The sequence below is a fragment of the Saccharothrix luteola genome (assembly GCF_020859565.1).
Lineage (GTDB): Bacteria > Actinomycetota > Actinomycetes > Mycobacteriales > Pseudonocardiaceae > Actinosynnema > Actinosynnema luteola.
In genome coordinates this window covers 89,219-112,201 of record NZ_JAJHUO010000011.1, presented here as the reverse complement: position 1 = coordinate 112,201, position 22,983 = coordinate 89,219, and the positions used below count along the sequence as shown (strand labels likewise).

Genomic DNA, 22,983 nt, shown 5'->3' with positions numbered 1-22,983 from the left:
ACGACGTCCGGGTCCCCGCTGCAAGTTCTATCATGCTTACCTCTGTAGCTTCAGTGTTGACTGAAAATCAGAAGCTGTCCCCGCGTGCTTCGCGATATAAGGAACGTGATCGACTCATACCACCCAACCAGCTCCAGGAAAGGCTGCTCCATGCCACGAAACCGCGCGTTACTGAGACGTTCCCCCGTGCCCGTCGCCACCGCCGTCACCACGCTGGGCGCGCTCGTCCTGATCGCCCCACCGGCCAACGCCGCCGACACCGACGTGCCCTGTGATCCGTCCGCGCTGGTCGCAGCGGTCGCCGCGGCCAACGCATCGACGGTTCCGGACACCTTGTCCCTGGCCGCGAACTGCGTCTACACGCTCACCGCGCCCGCCGTCGCCGGGGGAGAGGACGGGCTGCCCGCCATCTCCGGGAAGCTCACGATCCACGGCAACGGCGCCACCATCGCCCGGGCCGCGGACGCGCCGCCGTTCCGGCTCATCTCCAACTGGGGCGACCTGAGCCTCGACCACGTCACGCTCACCGGTGGCCGCGCCCCGGATGCGGTCGGCACTGACTCCTACGGGGAGGGGAACCAGGGCGACTCCGGCGGGGCCATCCAGAACTGGGGTCCGCTGACCATCAGCGACAGCGTGCTCACCGGCAACGCCGCCGGTGCGGGAGCTCCCGGCGCGGACGCCACCGCCACGACCGCGCAGGCGGGTCGCGGCGGGCTCGGCGGTTCCGGTGGTGCCATCTCCTCCTACAGCACCACTTCGTCGACGCTGATCATCACCGACAGCACGATCACCGGCAACGCCAGCGGCCCCGGTGGTCGGGGCGGCAACGGCATCGGCAAGGTGGCGGGCGGCCGGGGTGGCTCGGGCGGTTTCGGTGGTGGCGTGCACACCGTCGCCGGTGCCGCGCTGCGCATCAGCGGCGGCATCGTCCGCGGGAACGTCGCCGCCGACGGTGGCGTGGGCGGGTCCGGTGGCCTCGACGGCGGTGGGGGAGGAGACGGCGGCAGTGGTGGCACCGGCGGTGGGGTGGACGTCGGCGGCCGTGAGGGCCAGTCGTTGAGCCCGTCCGTCACCAGCGTCCGGATCACGGGCAACCGGGCGGGCCGGGGTGGTGACGCCGGCCCCGCGGGGCCTGGCGGCTACGCCGGGTGGGCCGGTTTCGGCGGCGGCGGTGGCGGCGTCGCGGTGTACCGCGAAACCCTCACCCTCGCCCGCAGTTGGGTCAGCGACAACGCCGCGGGCGAGGCCGGCGCGGGTTCGTCACCCTGGCCGGGCTCCGGCGGCGGTATCGACACCTTGTACGCGCAGGTCACGCTGGTCAACGGGACCGTGGTGACCGCCAACCGGCCGAACAACTGCGCCACCGTGGCCGACGTGCCCGGTTGCACCAACGTCCCGGTCACCGTCCGGGCTCAGCGGAGCACCGGGAACGTGGCTGGTCAGGGCCGCCAGGCCGAAGACCGCTCCCACGTGGCACGGGCCGCGTCGGTGGCGGTGAGGTAGTCGGACGGCGTCCCGTGCCGGACAGGGTGGTCGGGCACGGGACGCCACCGCGTCAGAACTCCACGTTCAACGAGTGCAGCCGGTGTCCGAGCGGTGGCACGGGGGAGCGGTCGAGCACGTCGTAGGCGGGGCGGATGTCGGGGAAGCGGTCGAGCAGGGCGCGGAAGCACTCGTCGGCCTCGGTCCGGGCCAGGGCCGCGCCGAGGCAGTAGAACGCGCCGAGCCCGAACGCGGTGTGGCGGTTGGGCCTGCGGGTGATGTCGAACCGGTCCGGGTCGTCGAACACCTCGGGGTCGCGGTTGCCCGCCATCATCGCCAGGTAGAGCCGCTTGCCCGCGGGCAGCTCGTGGCCGCCGACCTCGACCGGCGCGGTGCTCACGCGGACGATCAGGGACGCCGGCCCGTCGCAGCGCAACATCTCCTCGACCGCGGCGGGGGTGAGGTCCGGGTCGGCCTTGAGCCGGGCCAGCTCGTCGGGGTGCTCCAGCAGCAGCACGAGGCCGTTGGCGATGAGGCCCGCGGTCGTCTCGTGCCCCGCGAACAGCAGCAGCACGCAGTTGGCCACGATCTCGTCCTCGTCGACCAGACCCTCGCGCTCGGCGTCGACGAACATGCTGATCAGGTCTTCGCGCGGCTCCGCGCGACGTTGCCGGACGAGGCCGCGGACGTACTCCTCCATCTCCAGCACGCTGCGCTGGGACTGCAGCAACTGCTCGAAGCCGGCGAGCTGGAAGATCGCCAGGATGTCGCGCGACCACACCTGGAGCTGCTCGCGTTCCGACGTGGGCATGCCGAGCATCTCGGCGATCACGTTGGCGGGCAACGGGTACGCGAGGTCGGCGACGACGTCCATCCGGCCGCGTTCCGCCGCGGCGTCGAGCAGCTCGGTGGTGAGCTCGCGGATCCTGGGCCGTAAGCCGTTGACGGTGGCGGGGGTGAAGTAGCGCTTGAGCAGCTGCTGGAACCGCACGTGGTCGGCTTCGACGGTGTGCCCCATCCAGCGGTGCATGGAGTCGCGCAGCGGGAGCAGTCGGTCCTGCTCGTCCTGGGTGAACGTGGACAGGGCCTGGGCCATGTTGGCGGGGGAGAGGCGGCGGTCCTTGAGCGCGGCCATGATGTCGGCGTGCCGGGTGAGCAGGTAGGCGTCGAGCTGGGGGAGGTGGCTGACCGGGCTCTCGGCGCGGATGCGGTGCAGCAGCGGCATCGGGTTCGCCGTCACCTCTGGCGCGAACAGGTCGTAGGACTGGACGGCAACGGCTGAATCGCTCATGGCGGCCAGTCTGTCCCGCCGCCATGACGGCGGACCACGATCATCAGCGGAATGGCGTAGTCGAGCAATCTTCGTACTTCGAGTATCTCGATAACTTCAGTGTCGACCAAAATTAACCTACGCCACCCGTCATCACCCGTCAACACCGAAACCGCAAAAGCAGCCCGGACCAGGGGACCTGGTCCGGGCGCCGGGGCTCTCCTGGTCGGGCTACGGCTGCTCGGACCACCAGCGGCGGCCGGTTTCGGGCAGGGTGGAGATCGGGTCGTAGTAGGGGTAGCGGCGGTCGAGGGCTTCGGGGTCTTCGAGTTCGATGCCGGTGCGGTAGTTCTTGGTCCAGTAGGAGATGCCGAGTTCGCGGTCGTACTCGTGGAGCTGGTGGACCCACCTCTTGCCGACGTAGGGGACGTCGCAGACGATGCGCGGGGTGGCGTAGCCGGGCAGGTAGCCCATGATCGCGTGCTGGAGTTCCTGGGCTTCCCAGACGGCGACGCGCCAGTGCTCGGCGTTGGGGATCATGTCGCACATGTAGAAGTAGTACGGCAGGATGTTCGCTTCGCCTTGGAGCGCGAAGCAGAGGTCGAGCAGGTCTTCCGGGGTGGCGTTGACGCCCTTCATGAGCACGCCCTGGTTGCGGACGTCGCGGACGCCGACTTCGAGGGCGGTGCGGGCGGCTTCGGCGACGAGCGGCGTGACGGTCTGCACGTGGTTGACGTGGGTGTGGATGGCGAGGTTGACGCCGCGGCGGCCGGCGGTGCGGGCGACGCGTTCGAGGCCTTCGACGACTTTGGGTTGCAGCCAGTGCTGGGGTAGTCCGGCGAGGGCTTTGGTGGCGAGGCGGACGTCGCGGACGGTGTCGATGTCGAGCAGTCGCATGAGGAACGACTCGAGTTGGGGCCAGGGGACGTTGGCGACGTCGCCGCCGGAGACGACGACGTCGCGGACGCCGGGTGTGCGCTTGAGGTAGTCGATCATCTGTTCTTGGCGGTCGACCGGTTTGAGCGCGAGCTTGTGCTTCTGGACCTGGGGGGTGGAGTTGCCGACGAGGTCCATGCGGGTGCAGTGGCCGCAGTACTGGGGGCAGGTGGAGACGAGTTCGGCGAGGACTTTGGTGGGGTAGCGGTGGGTGAGGCCTTCGACGACCCACATCTCGGCTTCGTGCAGCGAGTCGCGGGCGGAGTGGGGGTGGCTGGGCCAGTCCGGGTCGCGGTCGGATCGCACGGGGATCATGTAGCGGCGGATGGGGTCGGCGAAGAAGGCTTCGGTGAACGCCTCGGGGTCGAGCGGGGCGTCGGGTGCCATGGTGTTGAGCATCTGGGGTGGCACGAGCATGGACATGGTGGCGGATTGCTGCTGGTCGGCGGCCAGGTCGTCGTAGAACCGGTCGGTGAGCAGGTCGCCCATGAGGGTGCGGAGTTGTTTGGGGTTCTTGACGCAGTTGGCGCGTTGCCACTGGGCGTCGCGCCATTGGGCGTCGGTGGTGTCGCGCCAGCCGGGGAAGCGGCGCCAGTCGGGTTCGACCAGCTCTTGGCGCACGTAGGTGTAGGGCTGGAGGTCAGCCCTGTGGTGCGTGGGGGTGACCTCGTGCAGCGCAGTCATCCATGCTCCCTGTCGGTCGAGTGGCGTGAAGATATGCTGCCAGATGGCCGGTTGGCCGTAAATATTACGGCAGGGAGCGTTTCGGGTCGTTCGTGCGTTGGGATGGGTATGCGTGTGTTCGCGGTACTGCTGGTGGGCTTGGCTGTGGAGGTCACCGCTCTGGTGGCGGCGTTCGGGGCGTGGGGTCTGTTGCCGACCCTGGGGCTGCTGGTGCTGGGCGGGGTGGTGGGTTCGGTGTTGCTGCGTCGTGAGGGCGCGCGGACCGTGGCGGCGTTCTCGGAGGCGGTGCGGACGCGTCGTGCGCCGCACCAGGAGCTCGCGGACGGTGTGTTGATCGCGGCGGCGGCGTTCTTGATCATCGTGCCGGGGTTCGTGAGCGACGTGGTGGGGTTGTTCCTGCTGTTCCCGCCGACGCGGCGGTTGATGAGCAGGCGAATCGCGCGGCGTGCGGAGGAGCGGGAGCGGGCGATGGCGTTGAACGTGCGGTACGGGCAGCACCCGATGGCGGGTGGTGTGGTGGTGGACGGTGCGGTGGTCGAGGGTGATGTGGTGGATGTGCGGCCGGAGTCGCCGTCGACTCGGCCGGAGTTGACCTGATCGGGTGTGGTGGCGGGTTTCGCGCTGCCGGGTGGTTGTGCTGTTCCTACGCTTCGCCCCGGGTTTTGTTCCTAGGGAGAGGTGTGGTCATGTCGGGTGATCTGCGGATGGACAACGTCGATCGGGCTTTCGCGGTGTTCGACGTGGACGGTGATGGTGGGATCAGCTGGGAGGATTTCTCGGCGGCGGCTCGGGGTGTGGGGCGGGAGTTCGGGTTGGGGGTGGAGTCGTCGGAGGTCAGGGCCTTGGTGGGGGCGTATCGGGCGGTGTGGGGGTACATCGTCGGGGCGGATCTGGACGCGGATGGTTCGGTGAGTCGGGCGGAGTTCCGGGGTGCTCACGAGTCGGGGCGGTTGTCGACCGGTGAGTTGGTGGAGAAGTGGTTGGTGGTGGCGGGTCGGAATTTCGAGGTGGCGGATCGGGATGGTGACGGTTTTCTGGACGGGAGTGAGTTCGCGGGGATCTACCGGGGGTCGGGGGTGACGGATCCGCAGGTGGCGGCGATCGCGTTCGCGGGGATGGACGTGGATGGGAACGGGCGGGTGGATCGGGCGGAGTTCTTGACGAACGTGCGGGGTTTCTTCACCGCGGAGGACGGGTCGGTGAAGGGCGCGCGGATGCTCAGCGAGGGCTGAGCGGTCGGGTGGTGGTGTCGTCGGGGGGTGGCTTGGGTACGTGAGACGGCATGACCGTCATCGGTGTGCACGCGTCTCATGAGCAGGTTCACCCTTCCGCGTTGTTGGCTGCGGTGCGGCGGGCGGAGGAGGTGGGGTTCGACGCGGGGATGAGTTCGGACCACTTCTCGCCGTGGAGTGCGCGGCAGGGGCAGAGCGGATTCGCGTGGTCGTGGTTGGGTGCCGCGTTGGAGGCGACGGGGTTGCCGTTCGGGGTGGTGAACGCGCCTGGTCAGCGGTATCACCCGGCGATCATCGCGCAGGCGATCGGGACGTTGGGTGCGATGTACCCGGGTCGGTTCTGGGCGGCGTTGGGCAGTGGTGAGGCGAGCAACGAGCACATCACGGGTGGTGCGTGGCCGCGCAAGGAGGTGCGCAACGCCCGGTTGCGTGAGTGCGTGGATGTGATCCGGGCGTTGTTGGCGGGGGAGGAGGTCAGTCACGACGGTCTGGTGACGGTGGATCGGGCGCGGTTGTGGACCCGGCCGGAGGAGCCTCCGTTGTTGATCGGTGCGGCGGTGAGTGAGGCGACGGCGCGGTGGTGTGCGGAGTGGGCTGATGGGTTGATCACGGTGAACGCGCCGCCGGAGCGGTTGGAGCGGGTGGTGGGGGCGTACCGGGACGCGGGTGGGCGGGGGACGTTGCGCCTGCAGGTGCATTTGAGTTGGGCGGAGACCGATGACGAGGCGCGGTCGGTCGCGCACGAGCAGTGGCGGAGCAACGTGTTCGGGCCGCCGGTGTGCTGGGACTTGGAGACGGCGGAGCACTTCGACGTGGTGTCGGAGGACGTGTCGGTGGAGCGGGTGGCCGGGGTGGTGAACGTGTCGTCGGACCTGGGGTGGCACGCGAAGACGATCCGGGAGTACGTGGAGTTGGGGTTCGAGGAGGTCTACCTGCATCACGTGGGTCGTGAGCAGGAGCGGTTCCTGGACGTGTTCGGCGAGCGGGTGCTGCCGGGGGTGCGGTCGTGAAGTTGACCAGGACCGCGGACCTGTGGTGGAAGAACGCTGTCGTGTACTGCTTGGACGTGGAGACGTTCCACGATTCGAACGGTGACGGGCACGGTGATTTCCGGGGGTTGATCGACAAGATCGACCACTTGCACCAGTTGGGTGTGACGTGTGTGTGGTTGATGCCGTTCTTCCCGACGCCGGATCGGGATGACGGGTACGACATCACGGATTTCTACGGGGTGGACCCGCGGTTGGGGACGTTGGGTGATTTCGTGGAGTTCGTGCGCACGGCGCGTGACCGGGGGATGCGGGTGATCGCGGACCTGGTGGTGAACCACACGTCGGATCAGCACCCGTGGTTCCAGGCGGCGCGTGATCGGGAGAGCCCGTTCCACGACTGGTACGTGTGGGCGGACGAGCCGCCGGCGGACGCGGGGGAGGGGGTGGTGTTCCCGGACAAGGAGAAGTCGCTGTGGACGTATGACCGGAAGGCGAAGCGGTACTACCTGCACCGGTTCTACCGGCACCAGCCTGATCTGAACGTGGCGAACCCGGCGGTGCGGGACGAGATCGCGCGGGTGATGGGGTTCTGGATGGAGTTGGGGTTGTCGGGGTTCCGGGTGGACGCGGTGCCGTTCCTGTTGGAGGCGCCGATCGAGGCGTTGCCGGATCCGCACGACTACCTGGCGGATCTGCGGGCGTTCCTGTCGCGGCGCAACGGTGAGGCGATCCTGTTGGGTGAGGTGAACCTGCCGTACACCGAGGCGATGGCGTTCTTCGGCGGGGCGGACGGTGTGGGCGACGAGTTGCACATGTGTTTCGACTTCGTCGGGATGCAGCAGATGTACTTGTCGTTGGCGCGTGGGGACGCGAGTCCTCTGACGCATGCGTTGAAGGAGCGGCCGGAGCCGCCGCGGGATTGTCATTGGGCGACGTTCGTGCGCAATCACGACGAGTTGACGTTGGACAAGTTGACGGAGCCGGAGCGGCAGGAGGTGTTCGCGGCGTTCGGTCCGGAGGAGGACATGCAGCTGTACGGGCGTGGTCTGCGGCGGCGGTTGCCGTCGATGCTCGAGGGGGATTTGGGTCGGATCAAGATGGTGTACAGCTTGTTGTTCTCGTTGCCGGGGACTCCGGTGTTGTTCTACGGCGAGGAGGTCGGGATGACCGAGGACCTGTCGTTGGAGGGCAGGTTGGCGGTGCGGACGCCGATGTGGTGGGACGCGGTGGACGGGCAGCGTCGTGATCCGGAGTCGTTGTTGGGGTGGACCCGGTTGTTGGTGGAGCGGTATCGGGAGTGCCCGGAGTTGGCGTGGGGGTCGTTCTCGACGATCGACACGGCGGATCCGGCGGTGTTCGCGCACCGGTGCGAGATCGACGGTGGGACGGTGATCGCGGTGCACAACTTCGCCGATCGGGACGTGGTGGTGCAGGTGCCGAAGGTGGAGGGTGTGCTCACCGACCTGTTGGTGGACGGCACGGTGACGCCGAAGAAGGACGGCACGGCGACGGTGGAGCTGGGTCCGTACGGGTGTCGGTGGTTCCGTCAGGTGAGCCGGTAGCCGTGGGCGGGCCGGTTGGCCATGCCGTAGCGGGGGAGGACTTCGGCTTTGCCGGTGGTGACGAGGTGTTCGAGGTAGCGGCGTGCGCTGACGCGGGAGAGGCCGGCGCGGTCGGCGACTTCTTGGGCGGAGAGGTCGTGGTGGGTGGTCTTGAGGGCGTCGACGACGAGTTTGAGGGTGAGGGGTGAGAGTCCTTTGGGGAGGGCGGCTCGTGGTCGGTGGTGCAGGAGGTGGTCGACTTCGTCCTGGTCGAGCCAGGGGCCGAGGCGTTGGACCTCGGTGCGGCGGGCGAGGTATTCGCGCATGCGGTCGAGGAACGCGGCGCGGGTGAAGGGTTTGACGAGGTAGTGGTCGACGCCGCGGGACATGGCTTGGCGGACGGTGTCGCGCTCGCGGGCGGCGGTGACGGCGATGACGTCGACGGGTGGTCCGGACCTGGCGCGCAGCCGTGCCAGCACCTCCAGTCCGGAGATGTCGGGGAGGTGGATGTCGAGCAGGACGAGGTCGGGGTGGAGGGTGTCGACGGCGCGGAGGGCTTCGCCGCCGCCGTGTGCTTCGCCGACGACGGTGAAGTCGGGTAGTGCGTCGAGGAAGCCGCGGTGGACGGCGGCGACGGCGAAGTCGTCGTCGACGACGAGGGTGCGGATGGTCATCGGGCGGCCTCCGGGAGCCAGACGTCGAACGAGGCGCCGCCGAGTGCGGAGTCGGTGAGGTGGACGTGTCCGCCGCGTCGGGTGACGACGCGGGAGACGAGGGCGAGTCCGATGCCGCGTCCGTGTGCGCCGCGGGGTGCTTTGGTGCTGACGCCGAGGGTGAAGATGCGGTCGCGTTCGGCGTGGTCGACGCCGGGTCCGTCGTCGTCGACCACGACGCGGACGCCGGTGGTGTCGGCGTGGACGAGGACGGTGACGGCGCCGCCGGGGTGGACGGCGTCGACGGCGTTGTCGAGGAGGTTGCCCAGGACGGTGAGGGCGTCGTCGCCGGTGCGGGTGTCGATGGTGGAGGCGGGGTCGAGGCGGAGGGCGACGCCGCGTTCGTGGGCGGTGGAGGATTTGGCGAGCAGGAGGGCGGCGAGGGCGGGGTCGGTGCCGGCGCCGCCGATGATGTCGGAGGTGTGGGTGCCGGCGCCGCCGACGCGTTCGATGTAGGCGACGGCGTCGTCGCGGCGGTCGAGTTCGACGAGGCCGCTGATGACGTGCAGGTGGTTGGTGAATTCGTGGGCTTGGGCGCGGAGGACTTCGGTGACGGTGCGTTGGCCGTCGAGTTCGCGCAGGGCGTCGTGGAGTTCGGTGCGGTCGCGGAGGGTGAGGACGACGCCGACGGGGCGGCCGTGGGTCCTGGCGGTGGTGCGGTTGGCGACGAGGACGCGTTCGCCGGCGAGGACGAGGCGGTCGGCGACGTCGTCGTGGGTGCGGGCGAGGTCGAGCAGGCCGCCGTCTTCGAGGACGGTGTCGGCGGGGTGGCCGGTGGGGTCGTCGGTGAGGCCGAGGAGGCGGAGGGCTTCGTCGTTGACGAGGACGAGGCGTTCGTTCTCGTCGAGGGCGACGACGCCTTCGCGGATGCCGTGGAGCATGGCGTGGCGGGTTTCGAGGAGGTGGGCGATCTCGTCGGGTTCGAGGCGGAAGGTGCGTTTGCGGACCATGCGGGTGACGAGGGCGGCGCCGAGGACGCCGACGAGGGCGGCGGCGGCGAGCCAGCCGATGAGTTCGGGGAGGTCTTCGGCGAGGTCGGCGTCGAGTTCGCTTTCGAGGATGCCGACCGACGCCATGCCGATGATGTCGCCGGCGGGGGAGCGGACGGGGACTTTGGCGCGCAGGGAGGTGCCGAGGGTGCCGGTCTCGGTGCCGACGAAGACGTGGCCGGAGAGGGCGCCGCTGGGGTCGGTGGAGACGCGTTCGCCGATGCGGTGGGGGTCGGGGTGGGCGTAGCGGACGCCGTCGCGGTCGGTGACGACGACGTAGGTGACGCCGGAGGCGTGGCGGAGGAGTCCGGCGAGGGGCTGGATGGTGGCGGCGGGGTCGGGTGAGTCGAAGGCGTCGACGACGGTGGGGAGGCGGGCGACGCTGTCGGCGACGGACAGCATGCGGTCCTTGTAGGCCTCGCGGATGCGGTCGCTTTGCATCTTGGCCGCCAGCAGGCCCGCCGCGCAGGTGGTGGCGAGGACGATGACCACCTGCAGGACGAGCAGGGTGACACCGAGGGGTATGGAGCGGCGGCGCATGGCTGAGCATTCTGGCCTAACGCGTGTGAGCCGGGCCACGACCTAAACGACCAATACGGCTTTTACGACCTTTGCCGGGTCGGGTGGCGGGTGTGCTCCTAGCGTTCCGGCGCACCGGGGCGACGGCGCCGCGGGGTTCGGTCGGACATGCGGTGGAGGATCTGATGGCAGGACGGCACACCCGACTTCTCGCGGTGGTGGCCGCCGCGGGCGTGGTGCTCGCGGGGTGTGGGGGCGGCGGCGGTGCGGGGGGTGAGGTCGGCCGGTTGGAGATCATGGCGCCGGCGGATCCGGGCGGTGGTTGGGATCAGACGGCGCGGGCGATGCAGGCGGCGATCGACGGCGCGGGGTTGGCCGATTCGGTGCAGGTCAGCAACGTGGGTGGCGCGGGCGGCACGGTGGGGTTGCAGAAGTTGGCCACCGAGCGGTCGGAGAGCTACCTGATGGTGACCGGGCTGGTGATGGTCGGCGCGGTGGAGACCAACGGGGCGGACAAGCGGTTGGAGGACACGACGCCGATCGCCCGGTTGACCGCCGAGGACGAGGTGGTGGTCGTGCCGGCGGAGTCGCCGTACCGGACGATCGAGGACCTGTTGGCGGCGGTGGACGCCGAGGGGCAGGGGGTGACGATCACGGGTGGTTCGGCGGGCGGCACGGACCACATCCTGGCCGGGATGTTGTTGCAGGCGTTGGAGATCGATCCGGCGAAGCTGAACTACGTGCCGTATTCCGGTGGTGGTGAGTCGTTGGCGGCGTTGTTGGGCGGGAAGGTCGACGCGGGGATCTCGGGTGTGGGCGAGTACGTGGAGCAGATCAAGGCGGGCAAGCTGCGGGCGTTGGGCACGTCGGGGCCGAAGGAGCACCCGGAGTTGAAGGTGCCGACGTTCAAGAACCTGGGCACGGGCGTGGAGTTGATCAACTGGCGTGGTGTGGTGGCGCCGGGGTCGATCTCGGTGGCGGCGAAGGACCGGCTGGTCAAGTTGGTCACGGACATGCACGCGAGCCCGCAGTGGCAGCAGGAGTTGACGAAGAAGGGTTGGACGGACACGTTCCAGACCGGGCACGACTTCTCGACGTTCCTGACGATGGAGATCGGCCGGATCAAGCCGGTGTTGCAGGAGATCGGCCTGGTCCAGTGACCTCCGCGGACACGACCCCGACCCCGACCCAGGCGCGGTCGGCGCGGGTGGAGGAGTACGTCTTCGGCGGCCTGGTGGTGGCGTTGGGGGTGTTCACGCTGGTGGACGCGTCCACGATCGCGACGCGGGGCTCGCTGGGCGCGGTGGGTCCGCGCGCGTTCCCCTACGCGGTGGGTGTGCTGCTGGTGGTGACGGGGGTGGCGGCGATCGTCGCGACCGCGCGCGGCCGGCTGGGCGCGGCGCAGGACGCCGAGGACGTGGACACCACCGTGCGCACCGACTGGGTGACGGTGGCGAAGCTGGTCGCGGTGCTGGTGGCGCACCTGGCGTTGATCGACGTGGCCGGGTGGCCGGTCGCGGGGGCGGTGGTGTTCTTCGGCGCGGCGTGGACGTTGGGCGCGGTGTGGTGGAAGGCGCTGCTCGTCGCGGTGGTGCTGGCGCTGGTGGTGCAGGTGCTGTTCGCCTCGGGGCTGGGCCTGTCGCTGCCGGCCGGGGTGTTCGAGGGGGTGCCGTTGCTCGATGGGTAGCCTCGCCGCCCTGTGGGAGGGTTTCGCGACCGCCGCGCAGCCCGAGTACCTGCTCTATGCCCTGCTGGGCGTCACCCTCGGCACCGCCGTCGGCGTGCTGCCCGGTATCGGCCCGGCGATGACGGTGGCGTTGCTGCTGCCGTTGACGTACTCGCTGGAACCCACCGCCGCGTTGATCATCTTCGCGGGCATCTACTACGGCGGCATGTACGGCGGGTCGACCACGTCGATCCTGCTCAACACGCCGGGCGAGTCGTCGTCGGTGGTGACGGCGCTGGAGGGCAACCGGATGGCGCGTGCCGGACGGGGCGCGGCGGCGTTGGCGACGGCGGCGATCGGCTCGTTCGTCGCGGGCACGATCGCCACGGTCCTGCTCACCGCGTTGGCGCCGACGATCGCCGAGGTGGCGGTCACGCTGGGGCCGGCGGACTACGTGGCGTTGATGGTGGTGGCGTTCACGACGGTCGCGGCGCTGCTGGGCGCGTCGCCGGTGCGCGGGTTGGCGTCGCTGGGCCTGGGGTTGTTCGTCGGGCTGGTCGGCACCGACACCCTCACCGGGCAGCAGCGGTTCACGCTGGGTGTGCCGACGCTGTCGGACGGCATCGACGTGGTCGTGGTCGCGGTGGGGGTGTTCGCGGTCGGGGAGGCCCTGTACGTGGCGGCCCGGATGCGGCACGGCCCGGTCGAGGTGGTGCCGGTGGGCGGGAAGTGGATGACCGGCGAGTTCTGGCGGCGGTCGTGGAAGCCGTGGCTGCGCGGCACCGCCATCGGCTTCCCCGTCGGCACCATCCCCGCGGGTGGCGCGGACGTGTCCACGTTCCTGTCCTACGCGGTGGAGAAGAAGCTCGCGAAGCGGCCGGAGGAGTTCGGGAAGGGCGCGATCGAGGGGGTGGCCGGGCCGGAGGCGGCGAACAACGCCGCGGCGGCCGGGGTGCTGGTGCCGCTGCTGACGCTGGGCCTGCCGACCACGGCGACGGCGGCGGTGATCGTGGCCGGGTTCCAGAGCTACGGCATCCAACCGGGTCCGCTGCTGTTCACCACCGACTCGGAACTGGTGTGGGCGCTGATCGCGTCGCTGTACATCGGCAACGTGATGCTGCTGGTGCTGAACCTGCCGCTGGCGAGGATCTGGGTGAAGGTGCTGCGGATCCCGCGGCCCTACCTGTACGCGGGGATCCTGCTGTTCGCCGCGTTGGGCACCTACGCGGTGAACTTCGTCGTCGAGGACCTGGTGGTGCTGCTGGTCATCGGCGTGGCGGGGTTCTTCATGCGCCGGCACGGCTACCCGGTCGCGCCGCTGGTGGTGGGGCTCATCCTGGGGCCGATGGCCGAGGAGCAGGTGCGTCGGACGTTGCAGATCGGCGAGGGCGACCCGGTGGCGCTGGTGGCGAGCCCGTTCGCGGCGGTGGCCTACGGGGTGCTGGCGGTGGCGCTGGTGTCGACGGCGGTGCTGCGGGTCCGCCGCAGGGTCTGACCGGTGTCCGCGTGCCCGGCACGGTGGAACCCCCTTGGGTCGGGCACGGTCACGTCCGGCCCCTGGGAGCGTGTCCCTTGCGGAATCTCGCCCGTTCACGTGAAGATATCCCGGTCAAGAGCCCTGTCGACCGGAGGATTTCCATGACGTCGCCGTACGGTCTGCACCGCGTCCTCGAACCCGCCGGGGTGCTGCCGCAGCAGGCCCACCGGCTGGACGCCACCCCCGTGTGCGGACCCGACGAGGTCCTGGTCGACGTCTCCCGGCTCAACCTCGACGCCGCCTCCTACCGGCAGCTGCGCGAGGAGCACGGCGTCGCTGGCGTCCGCCGCGCAGTGCTGGACATCGTCGCCGCCCGCGGCAAGATGCAGAACCCCGTCACCGGATCGGGCGGCATGCTGCTGGGCGCCGTCCGCGAGGTCGGCCCCGACTCGCCGCTGGGCCTGCGCGTCGGCGACCGGATCGCGACGCTGGTCTCGCTCACCCTCACGCCGCTGCGCATCACCGACGGCCTCGCCGCGTGGGACGGGACCGACGAGCAGGCGCCGTGCGAGGGCACCGCGGTGCTGTTCGGCCGCTCCATCGCCGCCGTGCTGCCCGACGACCTGCCCGAGCAGCTCGCCCTGTCGGTGCTGGACGTGTGCGGCGCGCCCGCGCTGACCGACCGGGTCGTGCGCCGCCGCCCCGCGCCGTCGGTGCTGGTCCTGGGCGGCGGCGGCAAGTCGGGGTCGCTGTCGCTGGCCGCCGCCCGCCGCGCCGGCGCGTCCCGGCTCGTCGCCCTCGTCCCCACCGCGCGCGAGGCCGACGCCGTCCGCGCCGCGGGCCTGGCCGACACCGTGGTCGTCGCCGACGCCCGCGACCCCGTCGCCGTGGCCGAGGCGGTCGGCGACCGCGTGGACGTGACCGTGGTGTGCGTGGACGTGCCCGGCTGCGAGCACGGCGCGATCCTGGCCACCGCCGACGGCGGCACCGTCGTGTTCTTCTCCATGGCCACCTCGTTCCCCGCCGCCGCGCTGGGCGCCGAAGGGCTCGCCGCCGACGTGGAGATGCTCGTCGGCAACGGCTACGTGCCCGGTCACGCCGCGTTCGCCCTGGACCTGCTGCGCGGCGAACCTGCCGTGCGGGCCCTGTTCGAGCACCGGCAGACTCACCGGACGTGACTACAGTGAACGGCGACCCGGCGTCGACGCCCCCGTCGACGCGCCTGCTCGTGGGTGGACGGATCCACTCCCCGACCGCTCCCGACGCCACCGCGATGGCGATCACCGACGGCACCGTGGTGTGGCTGGGCCAGGACGGCGCGGGCCGCGCCCTGCACCCCGACGCCGAGGTCGTCGACCTGGACGGCGCGTTCGTCGCCCCCGCGTTCGTCGACGCCCACGTGCACGCCACCTCCGCCGGGCTGCTGCTCACCGGCCTGGACCTCACCGGCTGCCGGTCGCTGACGGACCTGCTCGACGCCGTGCGCGCGGCGGAGGGCCCGCTGATCTGGGGACACGGCTGGGACGAGACACGCTGGCCGGAGAACCGGCCCCCGACCCGCGCCGAACTCGACGACGCCGCCCGCGGCGCCCGGGTCTACCTCTCCCGCATCGACGTGCACTCCGCCCTGGCGTCCACCGCGCTGCTCGACCTCGCCCCCGACGCCCGCGACGCCGACGGCTGGCACCCCGACGGGCCCCTCTCGCGCGCCGCGCACCACCACGTGCGCCGCGCCGCGAAGGACGCCATCCCCGTGCACCGGCGCCGCGCCGCCCAGCAGGCGTTCCTGCGGCACGCCGCGTCACGCGGCATCGCGTCGGTGCACGAATGCGCCGGACCCGACATCTCCAGCCGCGACGACCTCGCCGACCTGCTCGCCACCGACCTGCTCGACGTCGCCGGCTACTGGGGCGGCCCCGACCCGATAGACCTGCCCGTGCGCGGCCTGGCCGGCGACCTGTTCGTCGACGGCGCGCTCGGCTCCCGCACCGCCGCCCTGTGCGAGCCCTACGCCGACGCCGACACCACCGGCGCCCTCTACCTCGACGCCGACGCCGTCGCCGAGCACCTGATCACCTGCACCCGCGCCGGCATCCAGGGCGGGTTCCACGTCATCGGCGACGCCGCCGTCGCCGCCGTCGTCGACGGCTTCGCCAAAGCCGCCGCGACCGTCGGCGTCCCCGCCCTGGCGGCCCGCAGGCACCGCCTCGAACACCTCGAGATGATCACCGGCGAGCAGGCCGCGCGCCTGGCCTCCTGGGGCGTCGTCGCCTCCGTGCAACCCCTGTTCGACCGCGAATGGGGCGGGGCGGACGGCATGTACGCCCAGCGCCTCGGCGTCGAGCGGGGGACCGCGCTCAACCCGTTCTCCCGCCTCGCCGCCGCCGGCATGATCCTCGCCCTGGGCTCCGACGCCCCCGTCACCGCCGTCGACCCCTGGGCCGCGATCAAGGCCGCCGTGCACCACCGCACCGACGGCCACGGCCTCTCCCCGCGTGCCGCGTTCACCGCCCACACCCGCGGCGGCTGGCGCGCCGCCGGCGTCGACGACGGCGTCACCGGCACCCTGCAACCCGGCGCGCCCGCCACCTACGCCGTGTGGGAGGCGGGGGAGCTGGAGGTCGCCGCCCCCGACAGCCGCGTGCAGCGCTGGTCCACCGACCCGCGCTCCCGCGTCCCCGCCCTGCCCGCCCTGGACGGCCCCGCCCCGACGTGCCTGCGCACCGTCCTGCGCGGCCGCACCGTCTACGAGAGGGAGGCGTGAGGTGAAGGTCTTCCTCTCCTGGTCGGGGGAGGCCGAACGGCGGTTCGCGCTGTTCCTGCGGGAATGGCTGCAGCTGGTCGTCCAGGCCGTCAAACCGTGGATGTCGGACAAGGACATCGCCAAGGGCTCGCTGAGCATGGCCGAACTCGGCGGCGCGCTCGACGGCACCAGCTTCGGGATCGTCGTGCTGTCCGCGGCCAACCAGCACTCGCCGTGGATCAACTTCGAAGCAGGCGCCCTCTCCAAGAGCGTCGGCCAGGCCAAGGTGATCCCGCTGCTGCTGGATCTCGCCAAGACCGACGTCACCGGGCCGCTCAGCCAGTTCCAGGCCGTCGACGCGGGGGAGAAGACCGACGTCCTCGCCCTGCTCGACGCGGTCAACGCCGCACTGCCCGAACCCCTCGCCGCGCCACGCCTCGGCAGGTTCCTCGACCGCGAGTGGGACGACTTCACCGCCACCGTGGCGGACTTCCGCGCCACCGCACCCGGCCACGGGCCGGTCCGCTCCGACCGCGACGTGCTCAACGAGATCCTCGAACTGACCCGCGGACTCCGACGCGCCACACCGGTCCCACTGCCGACCGTGCCCAGCACGCGCCCCCACGCTCCCACCGAGGCCGAGACCCGGGCCCTCGACCGGCTGCGGCCCGGCCTGCGCGCGGTCTACGTGCTGCGCGAGATCGAAGGACTGTCCGTGGCCGAGGTCGCGGCGACCCTCGGCATCTCCCCCTCCGCCGTGTACCCGCAACTCGTGCGCGCACGAGCGGAGATCCGCGCCCAGAACCGCCCCGAAGAACAGGAGTGAACCCGATGGCGTTGCTCGACCTCGACCCGAAGGTGGTCGCCACGGCGCGGGAACTCGCCGCCAAGGCCGCCGAACCGGTGGTGGCCATCGCCAAGGCCCACACCACGGTGGCCGTCGAGCGCGCCACGCTCCGCCTGGCCGGCATCACCGGCGCCGACACCACCCACCGCGCCGGCGACGTCCCCTGGGTCAACCGGGTCGTCGACACCGTGCGGGAGCACTGCGGCCTCGAACACGGCGTCGCCCTGCCCGTCTTCCACGCCCTGCGCCACCACGACCTCGCCACCCTCACCGACCTCGCCGAGGCCACCGCCGCCGGACAGGTCCGCTACACCCTGCCCACCGGCCGCGACCGGGAACGGGCCCGCAAAGCCGCCACCGCCGCCGTCACCACCGGCCTGCGCACCGTCGACCGCAACCGCGCCCAACGCGACAAGCTCGTCGCCAGGCTCGGCGACCCGCCCCGACGGCCCTGGATCTACCTCATCGTCGCCACCGGCGACATCGACGAGGACGTCGTGCAGGCCCGCAACGCCGCCCGCGCCGGCGCCGACATCATCGCCGTCATCCGCTCCACCGGCCAGTCCCTGCTCGACTACGTCCCCGAAGGCGCCACCCACCACGGCTTCGCCGGCACCTACGCCACCCAGGAGAACTTCCGCATCATGCGCGCGGCCCTCGACGAGGTGTCCCGCGAAGTCGGCCGGTACGTGCGGCTCACCAACTACGCCTCCGGGCTGTGCATGCCCGAGATCGCCGTCCTCGCCGGCCTGCAACGCCTAGACATGATGCTCAACGACTCCATGTACGGCATCCTGTTCCGCGACATCAACCCGATCCGCACCTTCGTCGACCAGCGCTTCTCCCGGCAGGTCCACGCCCGCGCCGGCATCGTCATCAACACCGGCGAGGACAACTACCTCACCACCGCCGACGCCGTCGACGCCGCCCACACCGTCACCGTGTCCCAACTGCTCAACGAGCACTTCGCCCACGAAGCCGGCCTGCCCGACCACCTCCTCGGACTCGGCCACGCCTTCGAGATCAACCCCGCCGTGCCCGAGTCGTTCCGCCTCGAACTCGCCCACGCCCTGCTCGCCCGCGAACTGTTCCCCGACGCGCCGCTGAAGTGGATGCCACCCACCAAGCACATGACCGGCGACGTGTTCCACGGCTACCTGCTCGACGGGTTCTTCACCCTCGCGGGCCTGCTCACCGGCCAGTCCATCCTGCTCGTCGGCATGATGACCGAAGCCGTCGTCACCCCGTTCCTGTCCGACCGCGACCTCGCCCTGCGCAACGTCCGCTACGTCCTCGACGCCGCCGGCGGACTGCGCGAGGACTTCCGGCCCGCACCCGACGGGCTCATCGTCACACGCGCCCACCAGGTCCTCGGCGAAGCCGTCGACCTGCTCGCCCGCATCGTCGACGACGGCCTGCTCGACGCCATCGCCGACGGCACCTTCGGCCTCATGAAACGCCCCGCCCACGGCGGCAAGGGCGCCGACGGCGTCGTGGAGAAAGCCGACGACTACCTCAACCCCGCCGCGGACCTGCTGGAGGCACACCCGTGAAGCGCCACGTCCGCCCCTACGGCGACACCACCGGCGACGGCATGGTGCAGACCTCGTTCACCCTGCCCATCCCCGCCGGACCCCACGCCGACGGCGCCGCCCAGCAACTGGCGAACAAGATGGGCATCGACCCCGCCATGGTCGTGCACTCCCACCCCATCGGCGACGACTTCACCTTCTTCGTCGTCTACGGCTCCGTCCGCCACATCGTCGACCTCGACGACGTGCGCGTCGTCGAACGCGAATACCCGCTGCTGCCACCCGCCGAGATCAACACCACCCTCAAGAAGCTGCTGCGCCGCAAACTCGTCGTCGTCGGCGCCTGCATCGGCACCGACGCCCACACCGTCGGCATCGACGCCATCCTCAACATCAAGGGCTTCGCCGGTGAGAAAGGCCTCGAGTACTACCGCGAGCTCAAGGTCGTGAACCTCGGCGCGCAGGTCTCCGTGCCCGACCTCGTCCGCCGCGCCCGCGCCGAGAAAGCCGACGCCGTCCTCGTCTCCCAGGTCGTCACCCAACGCGACGCGCACATCCTCAACACCCGCGAGATGTCCGCCGCGTTCCGCGAGGCCATGGGGGAGCGGCGACCGCTGCTCATCGCCGGCGGACCCCGCTTCGACCCGCTCATGGCGGCCGAACTGGGCGTGGACCGCGTCTTCGGCCGCGGCACCACCCCCGGCGAGGTCGCCAGCTACCTCACCCACGCCATCCGGACCAGAACCACCACCCACACCACGACCGCGCGGACCACCGCCGCACGCAAGGAGAACGCGTGAGCCTCACCGAGGGATTCACCGTCACCCACCGCCGCTACGTGCCCCACTCCCACGCCCACTACGGCGGCGCCCTCGTCGACGGCGCCTACGGGCTCGGCCTGTTCGGCGACGTCGCCACCGAACTGCTCATCCGCACCGACGGCGACGAAGGGCTCTTCGCCGCCTACTCCGCCGTCGAGTTCCTCGCACCCGTCCACGCCGGCGACGTCATCGAGGCCACCGCCACCCTCGTCCGCGTCGGCACCCGCTCCCGCGAGATCGACTTCGAAGCCCGCGTCGTGTGCCGCAGCGCCCCCGACCGCGGCCCCTCGGCCGCCGACGTCCTCGACCCGCCCCTCGTCGTCACCCGCGCCCGCGGCACCGTCGTCGCCCCCAAGAAACCCACCGACCACTCCCGGTGACCAGGCTCGGCGACCACGCGGGGTGACCGTCCCCTCAGTCGCCGTCCCCGGGGTCCGCGCACACGTCCACCAGGTTCACCCGGTGCTCCAGCCGCAACTCCTCGGCCAACTCCGCGGCGTCCACCCCGAACGCCTCCACCACCCGCAACGACGCCGGTGTCCCCTCCACCCGCGCCGCGTCCGCCAGGTCGTCCCGCCCCGACGCCCGCAACTGCGCGGTCAACCGGGCGTGGTTGTCCGCCTGCGTCCGCTCGTCGAGCACCTCGCGCACCCGAGCGTCACCGCGCAACTCGCCCGCCACCCGCCGCATCTCCTCGTCGGTGTCCAACAACACCTGCAACGCCGCGCACTGCGGCGACGGGGAGCCCGGGACGTGACGGCCCGGCGCGAACAACGCCGACGCCACGACCACACCCGTGACCAACGCCAAGGCCACGGTCGGCAGCAGCGGTCCGCGCGACACGACCACCACCCTGCCACGCCCCGTGCCCGACCGGCGACCCGACGTCACCCCACGCCCGCACGCGCCCCCGCCCCGACCTCTGCCACTATCGACCCGTGATCAGCATCGACCCGGCCTCGCCCGTGCCGCCCTACGAACAGGTGCGGTCCCAGTTCGCCCGCCGGATCACCGACCGCGACCTGGCCGTGGGCACCCGCCTGCCCACCGTGCGCGCCCTGGCCGCCGACCTCGGCCTCGCCGTCAACACCGTCGCCCGCGCCTACCGCGAACTCGAGGAAGCCGGCCTCATCGAAACCCGCGGCCGCGCCGGCACCGTCGTCAGCGCCGCCGGCCAACGCGGCCGCGAACGCGTCCTGCGCGCCGCCCGCGCCTACGCCGCCACCGCCCGCGAACAAGGCCTCACCGGCGACGAAGCGCTCGACATCGTCCGCGCCGCCCTCACCGACACCCACCACCCGTAGGGTGACGCGCGTGGCCACCGAACCCGCCGGCGACCCCGCCCGGACCCTCGCGGTGCTGTGGCGCACCGGCGCCCACCGCGGCCGCAAGGACCTCGGCGTGGACCGCATCGTCGCCGCCGCCGTCCACCTCGCCGACACCGAAGGACTCGCCGCGCTGTCCATGCGCCGCGTCGCCGACGCCCTCGGCGTCGGCACCATGTCCCTCTACACCCACGTCCCCGGCAAAGCCGAACTCCTCGACGCCATGGTCGACGCCGTGCACGGCGAGACACCCCGCCCCGCCGACGTGCCCGGCGGGTGGCGCGGCCGACTCGCCCGCATCGCCCGCGACAACCGCGACCTGCACCTGCGCCACCCCTGGCTGCTCCAGGTCCCCGCCAACCGCGCCGTCCTCGGACCCCACGTCGTCGCCAAGTACGACTACGAACTGCGCGCCGTCGACGGCATCGGCCTCACCGACCTGGAGATGGACTCCGTCCTCACCCTCGTCCTGGCCCACGTCCGCGCCGCCGTCCAGATCACCGTCGACGCCGACCGCACCCGCGACCGCACCGGCCTCACCGACGACCAGTGGTGGCAGACCGCCGCGCCGCTGCTCGCCCAGGTCCTCGACCCCGCGCGGTTCCCCGTCGCCGCCCGCGTCGGCGCCGCCGCCGGCGAGTCCCACGGCGCCGCCTACGACGGCGACCACGCCTTCACCTTCGGCCTGGACCGCGTCCTGGACGGCATCCAGGCCCTCGTCGACAGCCGTCAATAAGGCCGCTTCGGCATCATCACCCACAACACCAGGTAGATCAGGAACTGCGGCCCCGGCAACAGGCAGGACAACACGAACACCCACCGCACCGTGCTCGCCCTCCACCCGTAGCGGGCCGCCAGCCCCGCACACACACCCGCGATGATCTTCCGGTCCTGAGGCCTGGTCAACGTGGTCATGCCTCCACCCTCCCCGCGCCCGCCCCACCCCACATCGGTGGGAACCCTGATTTCCTACCCCCACCAGCCACAACCCAATCCCCGGGCAACCCCGGCCGCCCTCACACGTCACCCCCACCCACACGGTCACCCGTCCGTGTGATGCTTCGGGGGTGCGCGAGGTCTTGCAGGGCGTGCTCGACGCCCAACGGGAATTCACCGACGAGTACACCGACACGATGCGGCGACGCGGCGAACTCGTCCGCGACCGGATGACCGCCTGGCTGCGGGCCCGCCTGCCCGACCTGCGCGCCGTGTCGGTCGACGACCTCGACGTCGACGCCAGTGACGGCATCGGCCGCCGCGCCGAGATCCCCTGGGCCCGCGTCCACTCCGCGAGCCGCTCACCCAAACCCCGCGACGGCTGGTACGTCGTGTACCTGTTCGACGCCCGCGGCGAGAGCGTCTACCTCACCCTCATGCAGGGCACCACCACCTGGAACGGCAACTCGCCCGTCGACCGCCCCGTCGCCGAACTGCGCGCCCGCGCTGACCGGGCCCGCGCCGCGCTCGCCCGCGAACTGGCCAGACGACCCGACCTGCTGCCCGCGATCGCACTCAACGGCAGCCGCGGCAAACGCGCACGAGGCTACGAGCACGGCACCGTGGCGGCGTTCGACTACCGGCGCGACGCCCTCCCGACCGACGATGTCCTGGACACCGACCTGAGGTTCCTCGTCTCCGTGCTGGGACGGCTGCACGCGGTGGAAGAAGCCACCACCCACCCCGAGGACGAGCAGGCGCCCGAGGTCGCCGACGCCGTCGCCTCCGCCGCACGCGCCGCCGGCCGCCGCGACACCGGCCAGGGTTTCGGGCTCGGCCAGGCCGAACGCGTCGCGATCGAGACCCACGCCGTGGCCCGCGCCCGCCGATACCTGCAGGCCCAGGGCTTCACCGTCCTCGACGTCGGCGCGACCGAGTCCTATGACCTCGACGCCACCCGACCCGGCGAACGGCTCTACGTCGAGGTCAAAGGCACCACCTCGACCGGCGGCGAGGTCGTCCTCACCCGCAACGAGGTCCGGCTCAACGCCGACCGCTACCCGCACACCATGCTCGTCGTCGTCGCCGACATCGCACTGGACCGGAGCACGACACCGCCACGCGCCACCGGCGGCCGGATGCGGGTCGTGCAGCCGTGGGCGGTGGCGGGGGAGGACCTCACGCCCCTGTCCTACCGGTACCGCGTCGGGTGACGCGGGCCGGGCGGCGGTCGGTGACCGGGCTGCCGGTTCGTGACCGGCGGCTCGTAGGCTG

General features: G+C 71.3%; 23 protein-coding genes. 17 read left to right on the top strand and 6 right to left on the bottom strand.

The genetic code is table 11. The annotated features are described in order from the left end of the window. Window positions 1–186: 186 nt before the first annotated feature. A complete protein-coding gene (locus LNK82_RS46800; RefSeq protein WP_308257225.1) occupies window positions 187–1,506 on the top strand; it encodes a hypothetical protein in 1,320 nt (439 codons plus the stop codon). A 52-nt stretch (window positions 1,507–1,558) separates the two neighbouring features. On the opposite strand, the gene LNK82_RS17165 is transcribed toward LNK82_RS46800, so the two are convergent. Next, the gene (locus LNK82_RS17165; protein WP_230567992.1) at window positions 1,559–2,776 is read right to left on the bottom strand and encodes a cytochrome P450; all 1,218 of its coding nucleotides are present in this window, start codon (window positions 2,774–2,776) and stop codon (window positions 1,559–1,561) included. Between the two features lie 210 nt (window positions 2,777–2,986). Continuing rightward, entirely contained in the window at window positions 2,987–4,375 is a 1,389-nt protein-coding gene (locus tag LNK82_RS17160) for a KamA family radical SAM protein (protein ID WP_230567991.1), read from the bottom strand. Window positions 4,376–4,483: 108 nt separating this feature from the next. Here LNK82_RS17160 and LNK82_RS17155 point away from each other — a divergent pair, with 108 nt between their 5' ends. The 4 genes from LNK82_RS17155 to LNK82_RS17130 all read left to right on the top strand — a co-directional run bounded on the left by LNK82_RS17155 (window position 4,484) and on the right by LNK82_RS17130 (window position 8,161). Beyond that, window positions 4,484–4,972: an FxsA family protein gene (locus tag LNK82_RS17155; protein WP_230567990.1), complete on the top strand. Its 489-nt coding sequence runs from the start codon at window positions 4,484–4,486 to the stop codon at window positions 4,970–4,972. Between the two features lie 89 nt (window positions 4,973–5,061). Beyond that, entirely contained in the window at window positions 5,062–5,607 is a 546-nt protein-coding gene (locus LNK82_RS46795) for an EF-hand domain-containing protein (RefSeq protein ID WP_268996555.1), read from the top strand. A 50-nt stretch (window positions 5,608–5,657) separates the two neighbouring features. Continuing rightward, entirely contained in the window at window positions 5,658–6,617 is a 960-nt protein-coding gene (locus LNK82_RS17135) for a TIGR03885 family FMN-dependent LLM class oxidoreductase (RefSeq protein ID WP_230567989.1), read from the top strand. Then, window positions 6,614–8,161, top strand: coding sequence for an alpha-amylase family protein (locus LNK82_RS17130; protein WP_230567988.1), 1,548 nt, complete (start codon window positions 6,614–6,616; stop codon window positions 8,159–8,161). The genes LNK82_RS17135 and LNK82_RS17130 overlap by 4 nt, the downstream gene beginning before the upstream one ends. Here LNK82_RS17130 and LNK82_RS17125 read toward each other — a convergent pair. Then, window positions 8,146–8,814: a response regulator gene (locus LNK82_RS17125; protein ID WP_230567987.1), complete on the bottom strand. Its 669-nt coding sequence runs from the start codon at window positions 8,812–8,814 to the stop codon at window positions 8,146–8,148. The two genes, LNK82_RS17130 and LNK82_RS17125, sit on opposite strands and share 16 nt — an antisense overlap. Next, window positions 8,811–10,421 carry an ATP-binding protein gene (locus LNK82_RS17120; protein ID WP_230567986.1) on the bottom strand — a complete coding sequence of 537 codons (1,611 nt, stop codon included), beginning with the start codon at window positions 10,419–10,421 and terminating at the stop codon, window positions 8,811–8,813. The genes LNK82_RS17125 and LNK82_RS17120 overlap by 4 nt, the downstream gene beginning before the upstream one ends. 125 nt (window positions 10,422–10,546) lie before the next feature. Here LNK82_RS17120 and LNK82_RS17115 point away from each other — a divergent pair, with 125 nt between their 5' ends. The 9 genes from LNK82_RS17115 (at window position 10,547) to kal (ending at window position 19,827) form a co-directional block, all read left to right on the top strand. Then, window positions 10,547–11,521 carry a Bug family tripartite tricarboxylate transporter substrate binding protein gene (locus LNK82_RS17115; RefSeq protein ID WP_230567985.1) on the top strand — a complete coding sequence of 325 codons (975 nt, stop codon included), beginning with the start codon at window positions 10,547–10,549 and terminating at the stop codon, window positions 11,519–11,521. Further along, the gene (locus LNK82_RS17110) at window positions 11,518–12,048 is read left to right on the top strand and encodes a tripartite tricarboxylate transporter TctB family protein (RefSeq protein WP_230567984.1); all 531 of its coding nucleotides are present in this window, start codon (window positions 11,518–11,520) and stop codon (window positions 12,046–12,048) included. Before LNK82_RS17115 ends, LNK82_RS17110 begins: the two co-directional genes overlap by 4 nt. Continuing rightward, window positions 12,041–13,522 carry a tripartite tricarboxylate transporter permease gene (locus tag LNK82_RS17105; RefSeq protein WP_230567983.1) on the top strand — a complete coding sequence of 494 codons (1,482 nt, stop codon included), beginning with the start codon at window positions 12,041–12,043 and terminating at the stop codon, window positions 13,520–13,522. Before LNK82_RS17110 ends, LNK82_RS17105 begins: the two co-directional genes overlap by 8 nt. A gap of 143 nt (window positions 13,523–13,665) precedes the next feature. After that, complete coding sequence (gene kdd, locus LNK82_RS17100; RefSeq protein ID WP_230567982.1) at window positions 13,666–14,682, top strand: L-erythro-3,5-diaminohexanoate dehydrogenase; 1,017 nt, start codon at window positions 13,666–13,668, stop codon at window positions 14,680–14,682. Further along, on the top strand, window positions 14,679–16,268 hold the full coding sequence (locus LNK82_RS17095; RefSeq protein WP_230567981.1) for an amidohydrolase: 1,590 nt from the start codon (window positions 14,679–14,681) through the stop codon (window positions 16,266–16,268). The genes kdd and LNK82_RS17095 overlap by 4 nt, the downstream gene beginning before the upstream one ends. A gap of 1 nt (window position 16,269) precedes the next feature. Then, window positions 16,270–17,073, top strand: coding sequence for a sigma factor-like helix-turn-helix DNA-binding protein (locus tag LNK82_RS47710; RefSeq protein WP_230567980.1), 804 nt, complete (start codon window positions 16,270–16,272; stop codon window positions 17,071–17,073). Between the two features lie 5 nt (window positions 17,074–17,078). Further along, window positions 17,079–18,647: a lysine 5,6-aminomutase subunit alpha gene (gene kamD / locus LNK82_RS17085; RefSeq protein WP_230567979.1), complete on the top strand. Its 1,569-nt coding sequence runs from the start codon at window positions 17,079–17,081 to the stop codon at window positions 18,645–18,647. Continuing rightward, window positions 18,644–19,426, top strand: coding sequence for a lysine 5,6-aminomutase subunit beta (gene kamE / locus LNK82_RS17080; RefSeq protein ID WP_230567978.1), 783 nt, complete (start codon window positions 18,644–18,646; stop codon window positions 19,424–19,426). Before kamD ends, kamE begins: the two co-directional genes overlap by 4 nt. Next, entirely contained in the window at window positions 19,423–19,827 is a 405-nt protein-coding gene (kal, locus tag LNK82_RS17075) for a 3-aminobutyryl-CoA ammonia lyase (RefSeq protein WP_230567977.1), read from the top strand. Before kamE ends, kal begins: the two co-directional genes overlap by 4 nt. A 34-nt stretch (window positions 19,828–19,861) precedes the next feature. Here kal and LNK82_RS17070 read toward each other — a convergent pair whose 3' ends face one another. Beyond that, entirely contained in the window at window positions 19,862–20,290 is a 429-nt protein-coding gene (locus LNK82_RS17070) for a hypothetical protein (RefSeq protein WP_230567976.1), read from the bottom strand. Between the two features lie 95 nt (window positions 20,291–20,385). On the opposite strand from LNK82_RS17070, the gene LNK82_RS17065 reads away from it, so the two are divergent. Continuing rightward, entirely contained in the window at window positions 20,386–20,751 is a 366-nt protein-coding gene (locus LNK82_RS17065; protein WP_123741469.1) for a GntR family transcriptional regulator, read from the top strand. A gap of 10 nt (window positions 20,752–20,761) precedes the next feature. Further along, a complete protein-coding gene (locus tag LNK82_RS17060) occupies window positions 20,762–21,508 on the top strand; it encodes a TetR/AcrR family transcriptional regulator (RefSeq protein WP_230567975.1) in 747 nt (248 codons plus the stop codon). On the opposite strand, the gene LNK82_RS17055 is transcribed toward LNK82_RS17060, so the two are convergent. Then, on the bottom strand, window positions 21,502–21,687 hold the full coding sequence (locus tag LNK82_RS17055) for a PspC domain-containing protein (RefSeq protein WP_230567974.1): 186 nt from the start codon (window positions 21,685–21,687) through the stop codon (window positions 21,502–21,504). The two genes, LNK82_RS17060 and LNK82_RS17055, sit on opposite strands and share 7 nt — an antisense overlap. A gap of 152 nt (window positions 21,688–21,839) precedes the next feature. Here LNK82_RS17055 and LNK82_RS17050 point away from each other — a divergent pair, with 152 nt between their 5' ends. Then, window positions 21,840–22,922: an MrcB family domain-containing protein gene (locus LNK82_RS17050; protein ID WP_230567973.1), complete on the top strand. Its 1,083-nt coding sequence runs from the start codon at window positions 21,840–21,842 to the stop codon at window positions 22,920–22,922. Window positions 22,923–22,983 lie beyond the last annotated feature (61 nt).